This is a genomic window from Streptomyces sp. PSU-S4-23, assembly GCF_055632315.1.
In genome coordinates, this window is record NZ_JBVMUU010000002.1 from 5488421 (window position 1) to 5505130 (window position 16710).

Here is a 16710-nt window from a genome sequence, read left to right on the forward strand (position 1 = left end):
CGGACGGCTCAGGGGGCGTCCGATTTCCGCGGGGGCAGGCCGTGCTGGAGCACATCCATCGTGCGGGTGACGTACGCGCGCAGGTCGCCCCGCTGCCCCTGCTCCGCCCAGTAGCGGGACGCCTCCAGCAGGGCGCCGACGACGCCCATGCAGAACACCCGCACCTCCAGGTCGCCGGGGTCGCGCCCGGTGCGCTCGGCCACCACCTCGCACATCATCCGGCCGGTCACGGACATGCTCTCGGTCATCCGGAAGCGGACCGCGGGCACCTCGACCATCAGCCGCCCGCGCAGCGCCATCTCCTCACGCGTCTCGTACCCCCCGGACAGGCTCCGCTCGACGGCGGTCTGCAGCACCTCCCGCAGCGACTCCATCAGGGGCTCGTCCGCGGGCCGCGCGCGCAGTTCCTCCTCCAGGAGCGGGTCGTACTCGTCGGTGATGACGATGTCCTCCTTGGTGGGGAAGTACCGGAACACCGTGGAGGGGGAGACCTCGGCCGCCTCCGCGATCTGCTCGATGGTGGTCGCGTCGTAGCCCTGTTCCTGGACCAGCCGGTACGTCGCCCTGCGGATCGCCGTACGAGTCTTGATCTTCTTCCGCTCGCGCAGTCCCAGACGGGGCTGTGCGGCGGGGGTGGAGCGGTGTGCGGTAGCGGCCATGGTCGTCATTGTCCGGCATTCCCGGGGGCGGGGACCATGGCGGAGGTCCTCCTCCGGCACGTCCGGCGCGGGCGGCGATCACCCCGTCCTCGGTGGTGATGGCAGCCCTTAAATGAGAGTAACTCTCAAAAGCGTGACGCTGTCCGTAGTGAGAGGGCTCCGTGAGGAGGCGCGGGCCGCGGCACCGGGCGCAACGGCTCCGGACACGGCGAAGGCCGCGGCGTCGGTGCCGCGGCCTTGGTGAACGGGCTGCCGGCCGGGCCGGCCGGAGGGACTACGCGTGCTGGTACGCCACCAGGGAGATCCCCACGTAGTGCACGACGAACGCGGCGAGGGTGAAGGAGTGGAAGACCTCGTGGAAGCCGAACCAGCGCGGCGACGGGTTCGGCCGCTTGATCCCGTAGATCACGCCTCCCGCGCTGTAGAGCACCCCGCCGACGATGACGAGCACGAGGACGGCGATCCCGCCGGTGCGCATGAAGTCGGGGAGGAAGAAGACGGCGGCCCAGCCCATCGCGATGTAGCAGGGCGTGTAGAGCCAGCGCGGGGCCCCGACCCAGAAGACCCGGAAGGCTATGCCGGCGGCGGCCGCGCCCCAGATGCCCCACAGCAGCCACTGGCCCTTCGCGCCCGGCAGGAGCAGCAGTGTCAGCGGTGTGTACGTGCCCGCGATGATCAGGAAGATGTTCGCGTGGTCGAGCCGGCGCAGCACCCCGTCCATGCGCGGACTCCAGTTGCCGCGGTGGTAGAGCGCGCTGACGCCGAAGAGCAGACAGGCCGTCAGGGCGTAGATGCCGCAGGCGATGCGGCCGCGGGCCGAGTCGGCGAGGGCGGTGAGTACGAGACCCGCGACGAGGACGGCCGGGAACATCCCGAGATGCAGCCAGCCGCGGAGCTTCGGCTTGACCGTGTGGGGCAGGGAGAGCGCGACGGGACCACGGCCGGCTGCCGGCGAGTCCGTGGGCGCGTCGGGGACGGACGCAGTCATGCGCCGCATGGTACCTACGGAACCGTAAGTTGCGAATCAAAGTGCGACCGGTATCACCCCGCCCGTCCGGTCTGCGCGCGACGCGGGGGAACCGAAAGATTCTCTCATCCGAACCCCACGTGGACGCAAAGAAACGCGATGACACGTGGCGATCCTCACGTTGCTCAGCTGGGCGCTCCTCTGGACAGATGGGCGATCCCGGCGGATGATCAAATGAGTGCGGTCGGCACCGGATGAGCGGTTACGAAGCATCCGGGTCGCGGCCCCCACGGGGCAGTCAACACAAAATCCCTCATCTAGGAGCAACCGTGGCGCGCGACATCGCGGCTCCCTCAACCGTCCCCACCCAGCACAAGGACCTGATCTCGTGGGTCAACGAGATCGCCGAACTCACGCAGCCGGACAACGTGGTCTGGTGTGACGGATCCGAGGCCGAGTACGAGCGTCTCTGCGAGGAGCTCGTCCGCAAGGGCACCTTCAAGAAGCTGGACCCCATCAAGCGCCCGAACTCGTACTACGCCGCCTCCGACCCGACCGATGTCGCGCGGGTCGAGGACCGGACGTTCATCTGTTCCGAGAAGGAGGAGGACGCGGGCCCGACGAACAACTGGAAGGCCCCCGCCGAGATGCGGGAGATCTTCCGGGGCGCGGACGGCCTGTTCCGCGGCTCCATGCGCGGCCGCACGATGTACGTCGTGCCCTTCTGCATGGGCCCGCTCGGCTCCCCCCTCTCCGCGATCGGCGTGGAGATCACCGACTCCGCGTACGTCGCGGCCTCCATGCGCACCATGACGCGCATGGGCCAGGCGGTCCTCGACGAACTCGGCCCCGAGGGCTTCTTCGTCAAGGCCGTGCACTCCGTCGGCGCGCCGCTGGAGCCCGGCCAGGAGGACGTCCCCTGGCCCTGCAACCAGACCAAGTACATCTCGCACTTCCCCGAGACCCGCGAGATCTGGTCCTACGGCTCCGGCTACGGCGGCAACGCGCTGCTCGGCAAGAAGTGCTACGCGCTGCGCATCGCCTCCGTGATGGCGCGCGACGAGGGCTGGCTGGCCGAGCACATGCTGATCCTCAAGCTGACGCCGCCGCAGGGCGAGTCCAAGTACGTCTGCGCCGCCTTCCCGAGCGCGTGCGGCAAGACGAACCTCGCCATGCTGGAGCCGACGATCTCCGGCTGGACGGTCGAGACGATCGGCGACGACATCGCGTGGATGCGGTTCGGCGAGGACGGCCGTCTGTACGCGATCAACCCCGAGGCCGGCTTCTTCGGCGTCGCGCCCGGCACCGGTGAGCACACCAACGCCAACGCGATGAAGACGATGTGGGGCAACGCCGTCTTCACCAACGTCGCCCTCACCGACGACGGTGACGTGTGGTGGGAGGGCATGACCGAGGAGCTGCCCGCCCACCTCACCGACTGGAAGGGCAACGACTGGACGCCCGCGTCCGAGACCCCGGCGGCCCACCCCAACTCCCGCTTCACCGTCCCGGCCGCGCAGTGCCCCATCATCGCGCCGGAGTGGGAGGACCCGAAGGGCGTGCCGATCTCGGCGATCCTCTTCGGCGGCCGCCGCGCCTCCGCGGTCCCGCTGGTGACGGAGTCGTTCGACTGGAACCACGGCGTCTTCCTGGGCGCCAACGTGGCGAGCGAGAAGACCGCCGCGGCCGAGGGCAAGGTCGGCGAGCTGCGCCGCGACCCGTTCGCCATGCTGCCGTTCTGCGGCTACAACATGGGCGACTACATGGCGCACTGGATCAAGGTCGGCGAGGGCAAGGACCAGTCCAAGCTGCCGCGGATCTACTACGTCAACTGGTTCCGCAAGAACGACGAGGGCAAGTTCGTCTGGCCGGGCTTCGGCGAGAACAGCCGCGTCCTGAAGTGGATCGTGGAGCGCCTGGAGGGCAAGGCGGAGGGCGTCGAGACCCCGATCGGCATCCTGCCGACCAAGGAGGCGCTGGACACCAACGGCCTGGATCTCTCCGGGTCCGACCTGGACTTCCTGCTCACCGTCGACAAGGAGGTGTGGCGCGAGGAGGCCGCCCTGGTCCCCGAGCACCTCAACACCTTCGGCGACCACGCTCCCAAGGAGCTGTGGGACCAGTACCGCGCGCTGGTGCAGCGCCTGGGCTGACCCCCATGTGAACTCCGCGGCCGGTCGGATGCGCCCTGACCTGCTCCTCGGGCCGGCCGCGGTGACGGCGCATGCACGGGCGGGGCCCGCCTCGTACGACGGCGTACGAGGCGGGCCCCGCCCCATGCGCTCCGCGACAAAGCGGTATTCGGGGGCATTTCGCCTATGGTGCTGCCATGCGCGGAATCCTGTTGGCGGGAGGCACCGGGTCGAGACTGTGGCCGCTGACCCGCTCGGTGTCGAAGCAACTGCTGCCGGTCTTCGACAAGCCCATGGTCTACTACCCGCTGTCCACGCTCGTGATGGCCGGCGTCCGGGAGATCCTGGTCATCACGACCCCCGATGACCAGCACCAGTTCCGCCGGCTGCTCGGCGACGGCGGTCAGCTGGGCCTGCGGCTGGAGTACCTGGCCCAGGAGCGCCCGGAGGGCATCGCCCAGGCGTTCGTGCTCGGAGCGGACTTCATCGACGGCGGGTCCGTCGCCCTGATCCTGGGCGACAACATCTTCCACGGGAGCGGTCTGGGCACCCGGCTGGCCCGCCACGACCGCCTTGAGGGCGGGCGGGTCTTCGCCTACCAGGTCGCCGACCCCTCCGCCTACGGCGTGGTGGAGTTCGACGAACGGGGCCGGGCGCTGTCCATCGAGGAGAAACCGGCCCGGCCCAAGTCCCGGTACGCGGTGCCCGGGCTGTACTTCTACGACCACCACGTCGTGGACATCGCCCGCGGTCTGCGGCCCAGCGCCAGGGGCGAGCTGGAGATCACCGACCTCAACCGCGCCTATCTGGACGCCGGGGCGCTGCACGTCACCCGGCTCGACCGGGGCACCGCGTGGCTGGACACCGGGACCTTCGCGTCCCTGGTGCAGGCGTCGGAGTTCGTCCGGGTGATCGAGGAGCGCCAGGGCTTCAAGGTCGGCTGTGTCGAGGAGGCGGCCTGGCGGGCCGGCCTGATCGACGACGACCGGCTCCGGGAACTGGCCCGGCCGCTGCTCGGAAGCGGATACGGGCACTATCTGCTGGGACTGCTGGAGGAGGAGCCGGGGGACTCCCGGCACGTCGTCATGCCCCGAAGGAGCGGCGGACCGCCTGGCGGGGAACTGCTGCGCGCGGGCGGCGGCCCGTCCGGTGCGAGCTCGTCCTAGCCGGCCCTGGCCGGCCCTGGCCGGTCATGGCCGGTCATGGCCGGGCCCGGCCGGCCTAAAGTCTCCCGGCGGACGTCCCGAAGTAACGAGGGGAGCGATCGGCACGGAGAGTCGCGTGGTGGAAGGGACCGATCACGTGGAATCACTTGGTATCGAAGGCGCCTGGGTGGACACCCCCGAGGTGTTCACGGACGGCAGGGGACGATTCCACGAATGGTTCAGGAGCGACCGGTTCCACGCGGCGACCGGACAGGGCCTCCGTCTCGAACAGGCCAACTGCTCCCGTTCCGTTCGCGGCACGCTGCGCGGTATCCACTTCGCGTCGGTCCCGCCGGGCCAGGCCAAGTACGTCACATGCGTCAGCGGCGCCGTCCTCGACGTGGTGGCCGACATCCGCCTCGGCTCCCCGACCTTCGGGACCTGGGAGGCGGTCCGGCTCGACGACACCGCACACCGGTGCGTCTACCTGTCGGAAGGGCTGGGCCATGCCTTCATGGCGCTGGAGGACGACTCCACCGTCGTCTACCTGTGCTCCGAGGGCTATGCGCCGCACCGCGAGCACGGGATCAACCCCCTCGACCCGGCGTTGGGCATCGCCTGGCCCGAGGGCCTGGAACCGGTCCTGTCCGACAAGGACGCCGGGGCACCCACGCTGGAGGAGGCACGGCGGCAGGGGCTGCTGCCCTCGTACGAGGACTGCGGTGCGTACCGCCAGAGTCTCGTGGGCAGTGCGTGAGAGAACCGGGGACATCATGCGCATCCTTGTGACCGGCGGCGCCGGGTTCATCGGTTCGGAATACGTCCGCCGACGGCTGGCAGCGGACCCGGCAGCGAGCATCACCGTCCTCGACAAGCTCACCTACTCGGGGGTCGAGGCCAATCTGGCGCCGGTGGCGGACCACCCCGGCCTCACCTTCGTCCGGGGCGACATCTGCGACCCCGAGGCGGTCGACCAGGTGATGGCGGGTCAGGACGCGGTGGTCCACTTCGCCGCCGAGTCGCACGTGGACCGGTCGATCGACGGCGCCGGTCCGTTCGTCCGCACCAATGTGCTGGGGACGCAGGTCCTCCTGGACGCGGCCCGGCGGCACGGCGTCGGCCGCTTCCTGCACGTGTCCACCGACGAGGTGTACGGCTCGATCGCCGAGGGCTCGTGGACCGAGGAGGCGCCGCCGGCCCCCAGCTCCCCCTACTCCGCCTCGAAGGCCGGCTCCGACCTGCTGGCGCTCGCCTACCACCGCACCCACGGCCTGGACGTCGTGGTCACCCGGTGCTCCAACAACTACGGGCCGCACCAGTTCCCCGAGAAGGCCGTCCCGCTCTTCATCACCAACCTGCTCGACGGTAAGCCGGTCCCCCTGTACGGGGACGGCCGCAACATCCGCGACTGGCTGCATGTCTCCGACCACTGCCGGGGCATCGACCTGGTCCTGCACGGCGGCCGGGCCGGCGAGGTGTATCACATCGGCGGCGGGACCGAGATGAGCAACCACAAGCTCACCGGTCTGCTCCTCGACGCGCTCGGCGCGGGCTGGGACCGGGTCGTGTACGTGGCGGACCGCAAGGGGCACGACCTGCGCTATTCGCTGGACGACAGCAAGATCCGGGCGCAGCTCGGCTACGCCCCGCAGGTGCCCTTCGCCGAAGGACTGGCCGCCACGGTCGCCTGGTACCGCGACCACCGCTCCTGGTGGGAGCCGCTGCGACAGCGGACCGGGCCGCGATGACCGCGCGCTGGCTGGTGACCGGCGCGCGCGGGCTTCTGGGCCGGGACGTGCTCGCCGAACTCGCCGCCGATCCGGGCGCCGTGGTGACGGAGGCGGGGCGGGACCGGCTCGACATCACCGACCCCGCGGCCGTGCGCGCCGCCGTCGCCGGTCACCGGGTGGTCGTCAACTGCGCCGCATGGACGGACGTCGACGGCGCCGAGTCGTCCGAGGCGGCCGCCACGGCCGTGAACGGCACGGGGGTCCGCCACCTCGCGGCCGCCTGCGCGGGCCACGGAGCGCTGCTGCTGCACGTCTCCACCGACTACGTGCTGCCGGGTGAGTCCCGTCGGCCCTGTCCGGAGGACGCGCCGACGGGGCCCCTGAACGCGTACGGGCGCGGCAAGCTGCTGGGGGAGCGCGCGGTCGCCGAGTTGCTGCCCCGCACCGGCTATGTGGTGCGCACCGCCTGGCTCTACGGCGAGCACGGACCCAACTTCGTGGCGACCATGCTCCAACTCGCCGCCCGGCGCGAGACCCTGGACGTGGTGGCCGACCAGCACGGCCAGCCGACCTGGTCCCGGGCGCTGGCCCGGCAGCTCGCGGCCCTCGGCCGTGCCGCCCTGGCCGGGCGGGCGCCGGCGGGCGTCTACCACGGCACGGCGGCCGGCCGCACCACGTGGTACGGCCTGGCGTGTGAGACGTTCCGGCGCAGCGGCCTGGACCCCGGGCGGATCCGCCCGGTCGGTTCGCTCACGTTCCCGCGTCCGGCCCGGCGGCCGGCGTTCTCGGTGCTCGCTCACGGCCGTTGGGCGGGTGCCGGCCTCGGGGCGCTGCCGCGCTGGGAGGACCAGCTGACCGCCGCCCTGCGCACCCCGTCCTTCGCCGCGCTGGCCGCCGCGGCACGAAGGACGCACGGTCCCTGAACCGCCGCCCGGGGCTACACCAGCAGTGGTCCGCCGCAGCGCTCGGTGCCCTCCTTCATCGCGATGAGGTTGGCGACCACGTAGGAGATGTCGTTCTGGGAGTGCCACTCGGTCGGGAAGTAGGTGACCAGCCGCGATCTCTGGAACCTGGCCTCGATCTCGGGCACGAAGGCGCGGTACTGGTTGTCCGTGTAGTACCAGAACGAGTTCTCGTTGTAGTAGGCGACATGGGTCGGGTCCTGGTAGGCGCCGCGTCCGTCGGAGCTGGGCGTCATGGACAGGAGCATGCCGCCGGGGGCCAGCAGCCGGTACAGCTCGTTGATCAGCGGCACCTTGGCGGGAACGTGCTCCAGGAAGTCCACCGCCCGCATCAGGCCGACCGAGCTGTCGGGCAGGTCCAGCTTCCCGGGCAGCGTCGCGACGATGTCGACGCCGTCCCCCGGGTACTGGTCCACGCCCAGATAACCGGGCGGCTTGCGGTGGGCCGCGCCGAGATCCAGCGCGAGCAGTCCCCGCCGGCGGGTCCAGGCCAGCGCGTTGGCCTCGATGTAGCGGTCGTACAGGGCGACCGTCTCGCGCTGGATGTGCGCGTTGATCTCCGGCTCGCGCTGGGTGTTCGCCGGGTGCATCCGCTGCAGGTACAGGCAGCGGGGGATGTGGTGGAAGTCGCCGACCTGGAACAGGCGGCACATCAGATCCTGGTCGTCCAGGACCGTGCGGGCGGCGTCGTACCCGCCGGCCGTGTCGTAACTCTCCCTGCGGAACGCCCGCACGTGGTTGGGCGCGTACCAGATGTAGGAGACGTTGTGCGGCGTGGGGGCCATGGCCAGGGACTGGAGCACCGTGCGGCCGCCGACGCGCACCTCCTCGTACCGCCAGCCGTGCGCCTCGTTGAAGCGGCTGTCGTCCCGCTTGCCGTCCTCGGTGATCTGCGCGGTGTTGCTGTAGACGAACACGGCCTCGGGGTGCTCGTCGAACGCCTTGCCGATCTCGGCCAGGCACTCCGCCGCCAGCAGATCGTCGTGGTCGAGCTCCACGAGGATGTCGCCGCGTGCGAGTTCGCAGGCCCTGCGCTTGGCCGCCCCCACGCCGCGGACCTCGTCCGCGACCTCCACCCGGACCCTCTCGTCGGGGCGCTCCGGACGCCAGCGGGCGCCGTTGTTGAGCAGGACGATCCACTCCCAGTCGGTACAGGTCTGCGCCTGCAGGGTCGTCAGGCACTCGTCGAGGAAACGGGGCCTGTGGCTGGGTGTGAAGACGGAGAACCGGGGTGTCGGGGTCGACGTCATCTCTGCTTCCCGCGTGGCTCGTTGTCGGTGGGGGCCGAACAGGCCGTGGCGGTGCGGGAGGAACCCGGGCCCGAACCGCCGTCGTGTCCGCCGACGTTACGAGGCCCCCCTCGGACGCCGCCATTCGGCAGACAGCAGGGGCGCAGAGACCACCCGAATGCAGGCAGCGACGACGCGGTCCGCCGCAGCCGAGGGGCGCCACCGGTGCACGGGGGAAGGGAGTGCACGCATGGATGCGCCCGCCCGCGGTCAGGTCCCTCTCCCTTCGTGAGGAAGGTTCTCAGGCGAGCCGTACAACGAATCGCAGCAGCCGCGTGAAGGCCGCGAGTCGGGTCGGCGCGCTGGCTCTGGCGCTCAACGTCGCCTCGGGCGCCGTGGCGTTCGCCGGCACGTCCCACGAGTCCGGCCACGCCGGCCACGTCAAGGGCAACGGCGGTGGCGACGGAGACCACGGGGATGGTGACAAGGGCGAGGCCACCACCTACGTGAACTCTGTCACCGCCGTGGCCGGCACGACCACGGCGATTGCCCCCTGCCTGTACTCCGGTGACGTGGCCACCGGTGGCGGCTTCAACATCACCGGTGCCACTCCCACGATCACCATCCCCGCCGGCACCACGTTCACCACCCCGTTCACCACCACCGTCGCGGGCACGATCGTCACCAGCCTCCCCGTCCCCAGCGGTGTGGGCAACACGCCCACCGCGTGGCAGGCGACCGTCACCACGCCCCTTCCGGCGGGTGAGACGCTCACCGCCTACGTCGTCTGCGCTCACCGGACGCGCTGACTCCCGGGGTGGGGGCCGGCTCGGGGAACGTGTGGCGCCCGGTCCGCGCGTCGCTGCGGGTGCACGCGGACCGGGGCCGTCGGGGGGAGCCGCTCGGGCGGCTCGGAAGGGGTCAGCCTGCGGCGACGCGATCGCGTGGCCCGGCCAGTGCGGCGGAATGGGCGTCCATGCGCTCCGCCGACAGGATCGCCGCCGCCGTGTCCGCGCGGGACGCCGCCACCACCAGGGCCCGGCCCGCCAGGGCGTGGGCGCGCCGGTGGAGCGCCGCGGCGTGCGGCTCGTGGGCGGTCGCGGTCGCCGTCGCCCGGATCGGCGGTGCGCTGCGGCGCAGCCGCGCCACCTGCTCGGCCAGCCGCTCGGCGGCCGTGTCCAGCTCCGCGGAGGGCGTCAGCGCACGCAGTTCGTCCGTCGCCGCGAGCAGTGCCGACAGATGGCCCGCGAGCTGGATGTCCAGTTCCTCCTCGCGTGAACGGTGCGGGAAGTCGGAGGGGGCGCCGGCCGTCGTGTGGACCGACTTGGTGCGGATCGGTTCGTACATGGGACGGCCTCCTGTGCTCTGACAGGAAGCCATCCTAGCTTGGATTTCGTCTAAGGTTGAGTCGGATCGGGAAACTGGCCAGGAGATCCACGCGGGGTGCGCGTCAGGGTTGGCCGTAACCGTCCAGGAAGTTCCCGATGCGCGTGATCGCCGCGGTCAGGTCGCTGACCGTCGGCAGCGTGACCACCCGGAAGTGGTCCGGCTCCGGCCAGTTGAAGCCCGTCCCCTGCACGACCATGATCTTCTCGCTGCGCAGCAGGTCCAGGACCATCTGCCGGTCGTCCTTGATCTTGAAGACCTTGGGGTCGAGGCGCGGGAAGAGATACAGCGCGCCCCTCGGCTTCACACACGTCACGCCCGGGATCTGCGTCAGCAGGTCGTACGCCGTGTCCCGCTGCTCCTTCAGCCGCCCGCCCGGCAGCACGAGGTCGTTGATCGACTGGCGGCCGCTGAGCGCCGCCACGACGCCGTGCTGACCGGGCATGTTCGCGCACAGCCGCATGTTCGCCAGGACCGTCAGCCCCTCGATGTACGACTCCGCGTGCGCCCGGGGGCCCGAGATCGACATCCAGCCCACGCGGTACCCCGCCACCCGGTACGCCTTCGACATGCCGTTGAAGGTCAGCGTCAGCAGGTCCGGGGCCACCTTCGCGGTCGCCGTGTGCGTCGCGCCGTCGTAGAGGATCTTGTCGTAGATCTCGTCCGAGCAGACGAGGAGGTTGTGCCGGCGTGCGATGTCCGTCAGGCCCCGCAGCATCGCCTCGTCGTACACCGCGCCCGTCGGGTTGTTCGGGTTGATGATGACGAGGGCCTTGGTGCGGTCGGTGACCTTCCGCTCCACGTCCGCGAGATCAGGCATCCAGTCCGACTGCTCGTCGCAGCGGTAGTGGACGGCCGTGCCGCCCGACAGCGACACCGCCGCCGTCCACAGGGGGTAGTCCGGCGCGGGTACGAGCACCTCATCACCGTCGTCCAGCAGGCCCTGCATCGCCATCACGATCAGCTCGGAGACGCCGTTGCCGATGAAGACGTGCTCGACGTCCGTCTCGATGCCGAGGGTCTGGTTGTGCATGACGACCGCCCGGCGCGCCGCGAGCAGGCCCTTCGCGTCGCCGTAGCCGTGCGCCGAGGAGACGTTGCGGAGGATGTCCTCCAGGATCTCGGGCGGGGACTCGAAGCCGAAGGCGGCCGGGTTGCCGGTGTTGAGCTTGAGGATGCGGTGGCCCGCGGCCTCCAGCCGCATCGCCTCCTCGAGAACCGGGCCCCGGATCTCGTAGCAGACGTTGGCGAGCTTCGTGGACTGGATCACCTGCATATCCGTGAGCTTACGGCCGCGTAACGCATCGCGCGGCGTGTTTTCCACCACGTGAGACCGGGTCGGTTTGTACTGTTACCGCCGGTCGCTGCCTTGGCCATGCCTTCCGCCCTTAGAATGCGCGGCCATGTCATGGGAGCACCGGCCCGGCGACGGGGCGTGCGGCGCACCTGCCGTGAACGACGCGGCAGACGCCCACCCCGCCAGCGGGCCGCACCAGGAGAACGGCGATCCCCAGGGTTCGCCGCACGTGTACCACCCGTACGCCGACGCGGCGCCCGAGTACGACCGGTACGCCGACCCGGCGGCCGCGCACGGCTGGCAGAACGCGTACGACGAGACGCAGAGGCTGCCGCCCGTGTCCTACGACGGTGACCGGGCCTCCGTGACCTACGACACCTACGACGGCGGTCCCGGCCCCGAGCCGTACGGCGAAGGCGACGGCGACGACGGCGACGGCTACGGCCCCGGACCGCGTGCCGGATCGCGGCACAGGGCCCGCTCCGCACCGCGCTTCCGGCTGCCCCGCCCCGCGATCGTGGCCGCCGGAGCCCTCGGTGCCGTGGGCATCGCCGTCGCGCTCGCCGGAGCCTTCAGCTCCGGCTCCTCGGGCGCGCCGGGAGCCGGGGAGCCGGCGCGCCCGAACGTGAAGCCGTCGCTGCCGCTCCCGGAGGGGCCCGGCTCCTCCGAGACCGAGCCGTCCGCGGGAGCCGTGGGCTCCCCCTCGGCCGGAGCCTCGTCGAGCGCCTCCGGTGCGGCGAGCGGAGACCCGGCGGGGTCGCCCGCGCCCACCGGCAGTGCCCCCGCCGCGTCTCCCTCCGCCACCGCGAGCGCGACGGGCACGGCCGCCGTCCGCAAGCCCGGTCGCGGGCACGGGGCCACCAAGGGGCCCAGGTAGTCGGGTCCCGGGGATCGCGGGCGGTCCCCGGCCGGGGGGCGAGGGGGACAGGTCCCCGGTGCGGCGCGCCGCCGGGTTCGCCGTCCTGTCCGGATGTCCGTCCCGAGGCGGCCGAAAACAACTCCTTGCCCGCACACACCCCTCGACTCACAATGCGCATGACAAAACAGGTGACGGCCGGACGACCTCCGGCCGTCACGTCATCGCAGCCTCATCCAGAGGGGATCCCCCACATGAGAAAGCCTCTCGTCGCCGCGCTCTTCGCCCTGGTGATCGCCGGGGCCGGCGCGGCACCGGCGGTCGCGGCGCCCCACCCCGCCCAAACGGCCGCCAGGACGGCCGCGGTCGCGCAGCCGGCCCCGGCCTCGCGGACGGCCACGGCTTCCGGTACGGCGACCATCCAGGCCGTGAACTTCGCCGGCGCGGTCTCGCTCAGCAACTGCTCCGGGTCCGTCATACGCTTCCCGAACTCCGCGGACACCGACCCCGCGCTCGTGCTCACCAACGGCCACTGCCTGGAGACGGGCTTCCCGTCGCCCGGTGAGGTCATCGTCGACCAGGCGTCCAGCCGCACCTTCGGCCTGCTCAACTCCTCGGGCAGCAGGATCGGGACGCTGCGCGCGAGCAAGGTCGCCTACTCCACGATGACCGACACGGACGTCACGATCTACCAGCTCACGAGCACCTACGCGCAGATCAGGAGCTCCTACGGCATCAGCGCCCTCACCGTCGCCGACACGCATCCGGTCGCAGGCACCGCCATCAGCGTCGTCTCCGGCTACTGGAAGCGGATCTACACCTGCAGCATCGACGGGTTCGTCTACCGCCTGAAGGAGGGCGACTGGACCTGGAAGGACTCGGTCCGCTACACCTCCTCCTGCAACACCATCGGCGGCACGTCCGGATCGCCCGTCGTCGACGACGCCACCGGCAAGGTCGTCGCCGTCAACAACACCGGCAACGAGAACGGCGAGACCTGCACCGTGAACAACCCCTGCGAGGTCGACGAGAGCGGCAACATCACCGTCCGCCAGGGCATCAACTACGCCGAGGAGACCTACCAGATCCCGGCGTGCTTCGGGACCGGCAACAAGCTCGACCTGAGTGCGAGCGGCTGCGTCCTGCCCAAGCCGTAGCGGGTGCGGGGCGGGCGGTCACACGGGAGTCCTGCGGACCGACCGCCCCGCGAGCACATCCGTCCGGCGCCCGTCCTCGATCACGAAACGGCCGTCGATCAGGACGTGGGGGATGCCCGTCGGGAGCGTGCGCGGATGCGCGAACGTGGCGCCCGCGGCGACCGTGTCCGGATCGAACAGCACCAGATCGGCGCGGTATCCCTCGCGGACCAGACCGCGGTCCGGCAGCCGCAGCCGGGCCGCCGGGCGCGAGGTGAGGTGGGCCACGCACTCCTCCAGCGACAGCACCCCCAACTCCCGTACATAACGGCCGAGATAGTGCGGAAAGGTGCCGTACGCACGCGGATGCGGCTTCGCGCCCTGCAGGATGCCGTCGGAGCCGCCGGTGTGGGCGCGGTGCCGCATGATCGCCCGGACGTTGTCCTCGTGGCCCACGTGCAGCAGGACCGTCGGGCCCAGCCGGTCCTCCGTCAGCAGCCGGCGGGCCGTCACCCACGGCTCCTCGCCGTGCAGTTCCGCCGACTCCTGGACGGTCCTGCCGACGTACGACGCCAGGGCGGGGTCGTTCACGCCCGAGATCTCGATCGTGTCCCACGCGACGGGCACGCCGTGGCAGCCGTCGGCGCCGACGACCTCCAGGTCGTGCCGGATCCGCTCGGCCACCGCGTCGTCGGCCAGCCGCCGGAGGACCTCCTGCGGACCGCCCTCGCTCACCCAGCTCGGCAGCAGCCCGGCCAGCGTCGTGCTGCTCGGGGTGTAGGGGTAGGTGTCCAGCGTGATGTCCGCGCCCGCCGCCAGGGCGTCGTCCAGCAGGGACAGCAGTTCCGGCGCGCGGCCCTCGTTGACGGCGAAGTTCATGGTGGCGTGGGCGAGGTGGAGCGGGCAGCCGGCCTCACGGGCCAGGGCCACCATCTCCTCGTACGCCTTCAGCGCTCCCGCCCCGTACGAGCGGTGGTGCGGGCAGTAGTAGCCGCCGTACTCGGCCACCACCCGGCACAGCTCGGCGAGTTCGGCGTCCTCGGCGTACATGCCGGGCGTGTAGGTGAGCCCGGACGACATGCCGACCGCGCCCTGCCGCATCCCCTCGGCGACCAGCCGGCGCATCCGGTCCAGCTCCTCGGGCGTCGCCTCCCGGTCCTCCCAGCCCACGGCCAGCATCCGCACCGTGCCCTGCGGGATCAGATAGGCCGCGTTGACCGCGATGCCCTGGTCCAGCCGGTCCAGGTACTCGCCCACCGACCGCCAGGTGAAGTCGATGTCGTCGCCGTGGCCGTTCCAGCCGGCGATCGTGCGGCGCACCTCGGCGAGCGTGCGGTCGTCGACCGGGGCGTACGACAGCCCGTCCTGCCCGATGACCTCGAGCGTCACGCCCTGTGCCGCCTTCGCGCTGTGGTCGGGGTCGCGCAGGAGGGCGAGGTCGCTGTGGGCGTGCATGTCGATGAAACCGGGGGAGAGGGCCAGGCCCTCGGCGTCCAGCTCCCGCACGGCCCTGGGACGCTGGCAGCCCGCCCCCGCGGCCTCCTTGACGATCGAGACGATCCGGCCGCCCTTGACCGCCACATCGGCACGGTAGGAGGGGGCACCGCTGCCGTCGACGACGTCCGCGTCCCGGATGACGAGGTCGGCGAGATCGGGGAGATCCATGGGAACGCTGCCTCCTGGTTCCTTCTGCTTCCTCTGCGTCCCGCTGTTCTCCTAGAAGAACGTGCGGACGTAGTCGACGACCGTGCCGTCCGCCTCGGCCACCGGAATCAGCTGCCACTTGTCGAAGGACGTGCACGGGTGGGACAGGCCCATGCCGAGCCAGTCCCCGACCTCCACGTCCGCCTCCGGGGTCGTACGGAGCCAGGCGTGCTGGTCGGACAGGGCGGTCACCGAGACACCCGTGGCCGGGCGCTCCTCACCGCCCCGGCGCACCACCAGGGCGAAGGGCAGATCCAGATCGTACGCCGCGTCCCGCTTGCCGGCGTTGGCGAACCCCTGCTCCGGCGAGGGCCTGGACACGACCTGCGCCCACAGGCGGAAGGCCGGCTGCAGCGCGCCCTCCTCCGGGATCCGGACGAACGGGGTCAGTCTGCGGTAGTGGCCGTCGTCATGGGAGACGTACGCGCCCGAGCGCAGCAGCTTGAGCACGGGCACGGACAGGCCGGGGAGTTCCGCGAAGACGTCCGCCACCGCGTCGAACCACGCGCTGCCGCCCGCGCTCACCACGATCTCGTCGAGCCCCGCGAACCGGCCCGCCTTGTCGAAGTCCGCCGCCAGCGCGGTCAGACGGCGCAGCCAGGCGCGCACCCGGTCCGGGTCCGCCCGGGGGACCTCGCCCTCGTACCCGGCCACGCCCACCAGACGCAGCGTCCCCGTCGCCGCCACCGCGTCCGCGACCGCAGCGCACTTGGCCTCCGTGCGGGCACCGGTGCGCGCGCCCTCCCCGGCCGCCAGTTCGACGACCACGTCCACCGGGCGCGCGGTCCCGCTCAGGGCCGCGTCCATCAGCTCGACGCCGCGCACCGAGTCCACGTAGCAGACGAACCGGAAGTCCGCGTCGGCGGCGAGTTCGGCCGCGATCCAGCGCAGGGCCGCGGGATCGACCAGTTCGTTCGCCAGGAAGACCCGCTGGATGCCGAACCACCGCGCCACCCGGACCTGGTGGGGGACCGCGAGCGTGATGCCCCACGCGCCGTGCTCGATCTGGCGGTGGAAGAGCTGGGGTGCCATCGACGTCTTGCCGTGCGGGGCGAAGGCGAGGCCGTGACGGGTGGCGTACGTCTCCATCAGGTCGAGGTTGTGCTGCAGGCGTTCGGCGGACAGGGCCAGGACCGGGGTGGTGAAACCACCGGTGAAGAGGTTGCGGCGCTGGGCGGCCAGCTCCGCGAGCGTCAGCCCCTCGGCGTCCGGCGGGAGGCCCTTGAAACGGTGGTCGACGCGTTCCGCCAGGAGAGCGGCGAGGCGTTCTGCGGTGGTCCCGGCATCCATGGAGCCTCCTAGTGGTGGTTGCGGCCGCCGCCTCTCCGGCGGAAGGCGCGCGACCAGAGCCGGGCCGCCGACCTCGGCGGCCACGAAGAGTCCTTCGCCTGCGTCGCCGGCCCGTCCGCCGGGCCACGGCCGGTGGGCGTCGTTGCATGGCGAGGATTCGTATAACGATGCAGGGGCCGACTGTGTCCGGCACAGGATCTTCGACCATACTGCCCGC

The 16710-nt window shown here is 71.3% G+C and carries 15 protein-coding genes; 8 read left to right on the top strand and 7 right to left on the bottom strand.

The annotated features are described in order from the left end of the window. Window positions 1-8: 8 nt before the first annotated feature. Both ACZ79I_RS25240 and trhA read right to left on the bottom strand, forming a co-directional pair. On the bottom strand, window positions 9-668 hold the full coding sequence (locus tag ACZ79I_RS25240) for a TetR/AcrR family transcriptional regulator (RefSeq protein ID WP_471499743.1): 660 nt from the start codon (window positions 666-668) through the stop codon (window positions 9-11). Between the two features lie 265 nt (window positions 669-933). Further along, window positions 934-1647, bottom strand: coding sequence for a PAQR family membrane homeostasis protein TrhA (gene trhA, locus ACZ79I_RS25245; RefSeq protein WP_471499744.1), 714 nt, complete (start codon window positions 1645-1647; stop codon window positions 934-936). 308 nt (window positions 1648-1955) lie between these two features. On the opposite strand from trhA, the gene ACZ79I_RS25250 reads away from it, so the two are divergent. The 5 genes from ACZ79I_RS25250 to rfbD all read left to right on the top strand — a co-directional run bounded on the left by ACZ79I_RS25250 (window position 1956) and on the right by rfbD (window position 7556). Beyond that, window positions 1956-3779 carry a phosphoenolpyruvate carboxykinase (GTP) gene (locus ACZ79I_RS25250; protein ID WP_471499745.1) on the top strand — a complete coding sequence of 608 codons (1824 nt, stop codon included), beginning with the start codon at window positions 1956-1958 and terminating at the stop codon, window positions 3777-3779. A 176-nt stretch (window positions 3780-3955) separates the two neighbouring features. Then, window positions 3956-4924: a glucose-1-phosphate thymidylyltransferase RfbA gene (rfbA, locus tag ACZ79I_RS25255; RefSeq protein ID WP_471499746.1), complete on the top strand. Its 969-nt coding sequence runs from the start codon at window positions 3956-3958 to the stop codon at window positions 4922-4924. Between the two features lie 136 nt (window positions 4925-5060). Beyond that, complete coding sequence (locus tag ACZ79I_RS25260) at window positions 5061-5660, top strand: dTDP-4-dehydrorhamnose 3,5-epimerase family protein (protein WP_471499747.1); 600 nt, start codon at window positions 5061-5063, stop codon at window positions 5658-5660. Between the two features lie 16 nt (window positions 5661-5676). Beyond that, on the top strand, window positions 5677-6651 hold the full coding sequence (gene rfbB, locus ACZ79I_RS25265; protein WP_471499748.1) for a dTDP-glucose 4,6-dehydratase: 975 nt from the start codon (window positions 5677-5679) through the stop codon (window positions 6649-6651). Beyond that, complete coding sequence (rfbD, locus tag ACZ79I_RS25270) at window positions 6648-7556, top strand: dTDP-4-dehydrorhamnose reductase (protein ID WP_471499749.1); 909 nt, start codon at window positions 6648-6650, stop codon at window positions 7554-7556. Before rfbB ends, rfbD begins: the two co-directional genes overlap by 4 nt. Before the next feature lie 14 nt (window positions 7557-7570). On the opposite strand, the gene ACZ79I_RS25275 is transcribed toward rfbD, so the two are convergent. After that, the gene (locus ACZ79I_RS25275; RefSeq protein ID WP_471499750.1) at window positions 7571-8845 is read right to left on the bottom strand and encodes a glycosyltransferase; all 1275 of its coding nucleotides are present in this window, start codon (window positions 8843-8845) and stop codon (window positions 7571-7573) included. A gap of 314 nt (window positions 8846-9159) precedes the next feature. Here ACZ79I_RS25275 and ACZ79I_RS25280 point away from each other — a divergent pair, with 314 nt between their 5' ends. Then, the gene (locus ACZ79I_RS25280) at window positions 9160-9633 is read left to right on the top strand and encodes a hypothetical protein (protein ID WP_471499751.1); all 474 of its coding nucleotides are present in this window, start codon (window positions 9160-9162) and stop codon (window positions 9631-9633) included. A gap of 112 nt (window positions 9634-9745) precedes the next feature. Here ACZ79I_RS25280 and ACZ79I_RS25285 read toward each other — a convergent pair whose 3' ends face one another. After that, window positions 9746-10171: an SCO4983 family protein gene (locus ACZ79I_RS25285; RefSeq protein ID WP_471499752.1), complete on the bottom strand. Its 426-nt coding sequence runs from the start codon at window positions 10169-10171 to the stop codon at window positions 9746-9748. Between the two features lie 103 nt (window positions 10172-10274). Beyond that, the gene (locus ACZ79I_RS25290) at window positions 10275-11486 is read right to left on the bottom strand and encodes a pyridoxal phosphate-dependent aminotransferase (protein WP_471499753.1); all 1212 of its coding nucleotides are present in this window, start codon (window positions 11484-11486) and stop codon (window positions 10275-10277) included. A gap of 127 nt (window positions 11487-11613) precedes the next feature. Between ACZ79I_RS25290 and ACZ79I_RS25295 the strand changes: the two genes are divergently transcribed. Next, a complete protein-coding gene (locus ACZ79I_RS25295; protein WP_471499754.1) occupies window positions 11614-12384 on the top strand; it encodes a hypothetical protein in 771 nt (256 codons plus the stop codon). 233 nt (window positions 12385-12617) lie between these two features. After that, entirely contained in the window at window positions 12618-13520 is a 903-nt protein-coding gene (locus tag ACZ79I_RS25300) for a S1 family peptidase (protein WP_471499755.1), read from the top strand. Window positions 13521-13538: 18 nt separating this feature from the next. Here the strand turns inward: ACZ79I_RS25300 and ACZ79I_RS25305 are convergent, their stop codons facing one another. Both ACZ79I_RS25305 and ACZ79I_RS25310 read right to left on the bottom strand, forming a co-directional pair. Continuing rightward, window positions 13539-15164, bottom strand: coding sequence for an N-acyl-D-amino-acid deacylase family protein (locus tag ACZ79I_RS25305; RefSeq protein WP_471499756.1), 1626 nt, complete (start codon window positions 15162-15164; stop codon window positions 13539-13541). Window positions 15165-15215: 51 nt separating this feature from the next. Then, window positions 15216-16493 carry an amino acid deaminase gene (locus tag ACZ79I_RS25310; RefSeq protein ID WP_471499757.1) on the bottom strand — a complete coding sequence of 426 codons (1278 nt, stop codon included), beginning with the start codon at window positions 16491-16493 and terminating at the stop codon, window positions 15216-15218. Window positions 16494-16710 lie beyond the last annotated feature (217 nt).

Excerpts from the sequence above, each read along its gene's own strand:
- ACZ79I_RS25240 (WP_471499743.1), bottom strand. The coding sequence starts at position 668 with ATGACGACCATGGCCGCTACCGCACACCGCTCCACCCCCGCCGCACAG.
- rfbA (WP_471499746.1), top strand. The coding sequence starts at position 3,956 with ATGCGCGGAATCCTGTTGGCGGGAGGCACCGGGTCGAGACTGTGGCCG.
- ACZ79I_RS25285 (WP_471499752.1), bottom strand. The coding sequence starts at position 10,171 with ATGTACGAACCGATCCGCACCAAGTCGGTCCACACGACGGCCGGCGCC.
- ACZ79I_RS25295 (WP_471499754.1), top strand. The coding sequence starts at position 11,614 with ATGTCATGGGAGCACCGGCCCGGCGACGGGGCGTGCGGCGCACCTGCC.
- ACZ79I_RS25310 (WP_471499757.1), bottom strand. The coding sequence starts at position 16,493 with ATGGATGCCGGGACCACCGCAGAACGCCTCGCCGCTCTCCTGGCGGAA.
- ACZ79I_RS25290 (WP_471499753.1), bottom strand. The coding sequence starts at position 11,486 with ATGCAGGTGATCCAGTCCACGAAGCTCGCCAACGTCTGCTACGAGATC.
- rfbD (WP_471499749.1), top strand. The coding sequence starts at position 6,648 with ATGACCGCGCGCTGGCTGGTGACCGGCGCGCGCGGGCTTCTGGGCCGG.
- ACZ79I_RS25275 (WP_471499750.1), bottom strand. The coding sequence starts at position 8,845 with ATGACGTCGACCCCGACACCCCGGTTCTCCGTCTTCACACCCAGCCAC.
- ACZ79I_RS25300 (WP_471499755.1), top strand. The coding sequence starts at position 12,618 with ATGAGAAAGCCTCTCGTCGCCGCGCTCTTCGCCCTGGTGATCGCCGGG.
- trhA (WP_471499744.1), bottom strand. The coding sequence starts at position 1,647 with ATGACTGCGTCCGTCCCCGACGCGCCCACGGACTCGCCGGCAGCCGGC.
- ACZ79I_RS25305 (WP_471499756.1), bottom strand. The coding sequence starts at position 15,164 with ATGGATCTCCCCGATCTCGCCGACCTCGTCATCCGGGACGCGGACGTC.
- rfbB (WP_471499748.1), top strand. The coding sequence starts at position 5,677 with ATGCGCATCCTTGTGACCGGCGGCGCCGGGTTCATCGGTTCGGAATAC.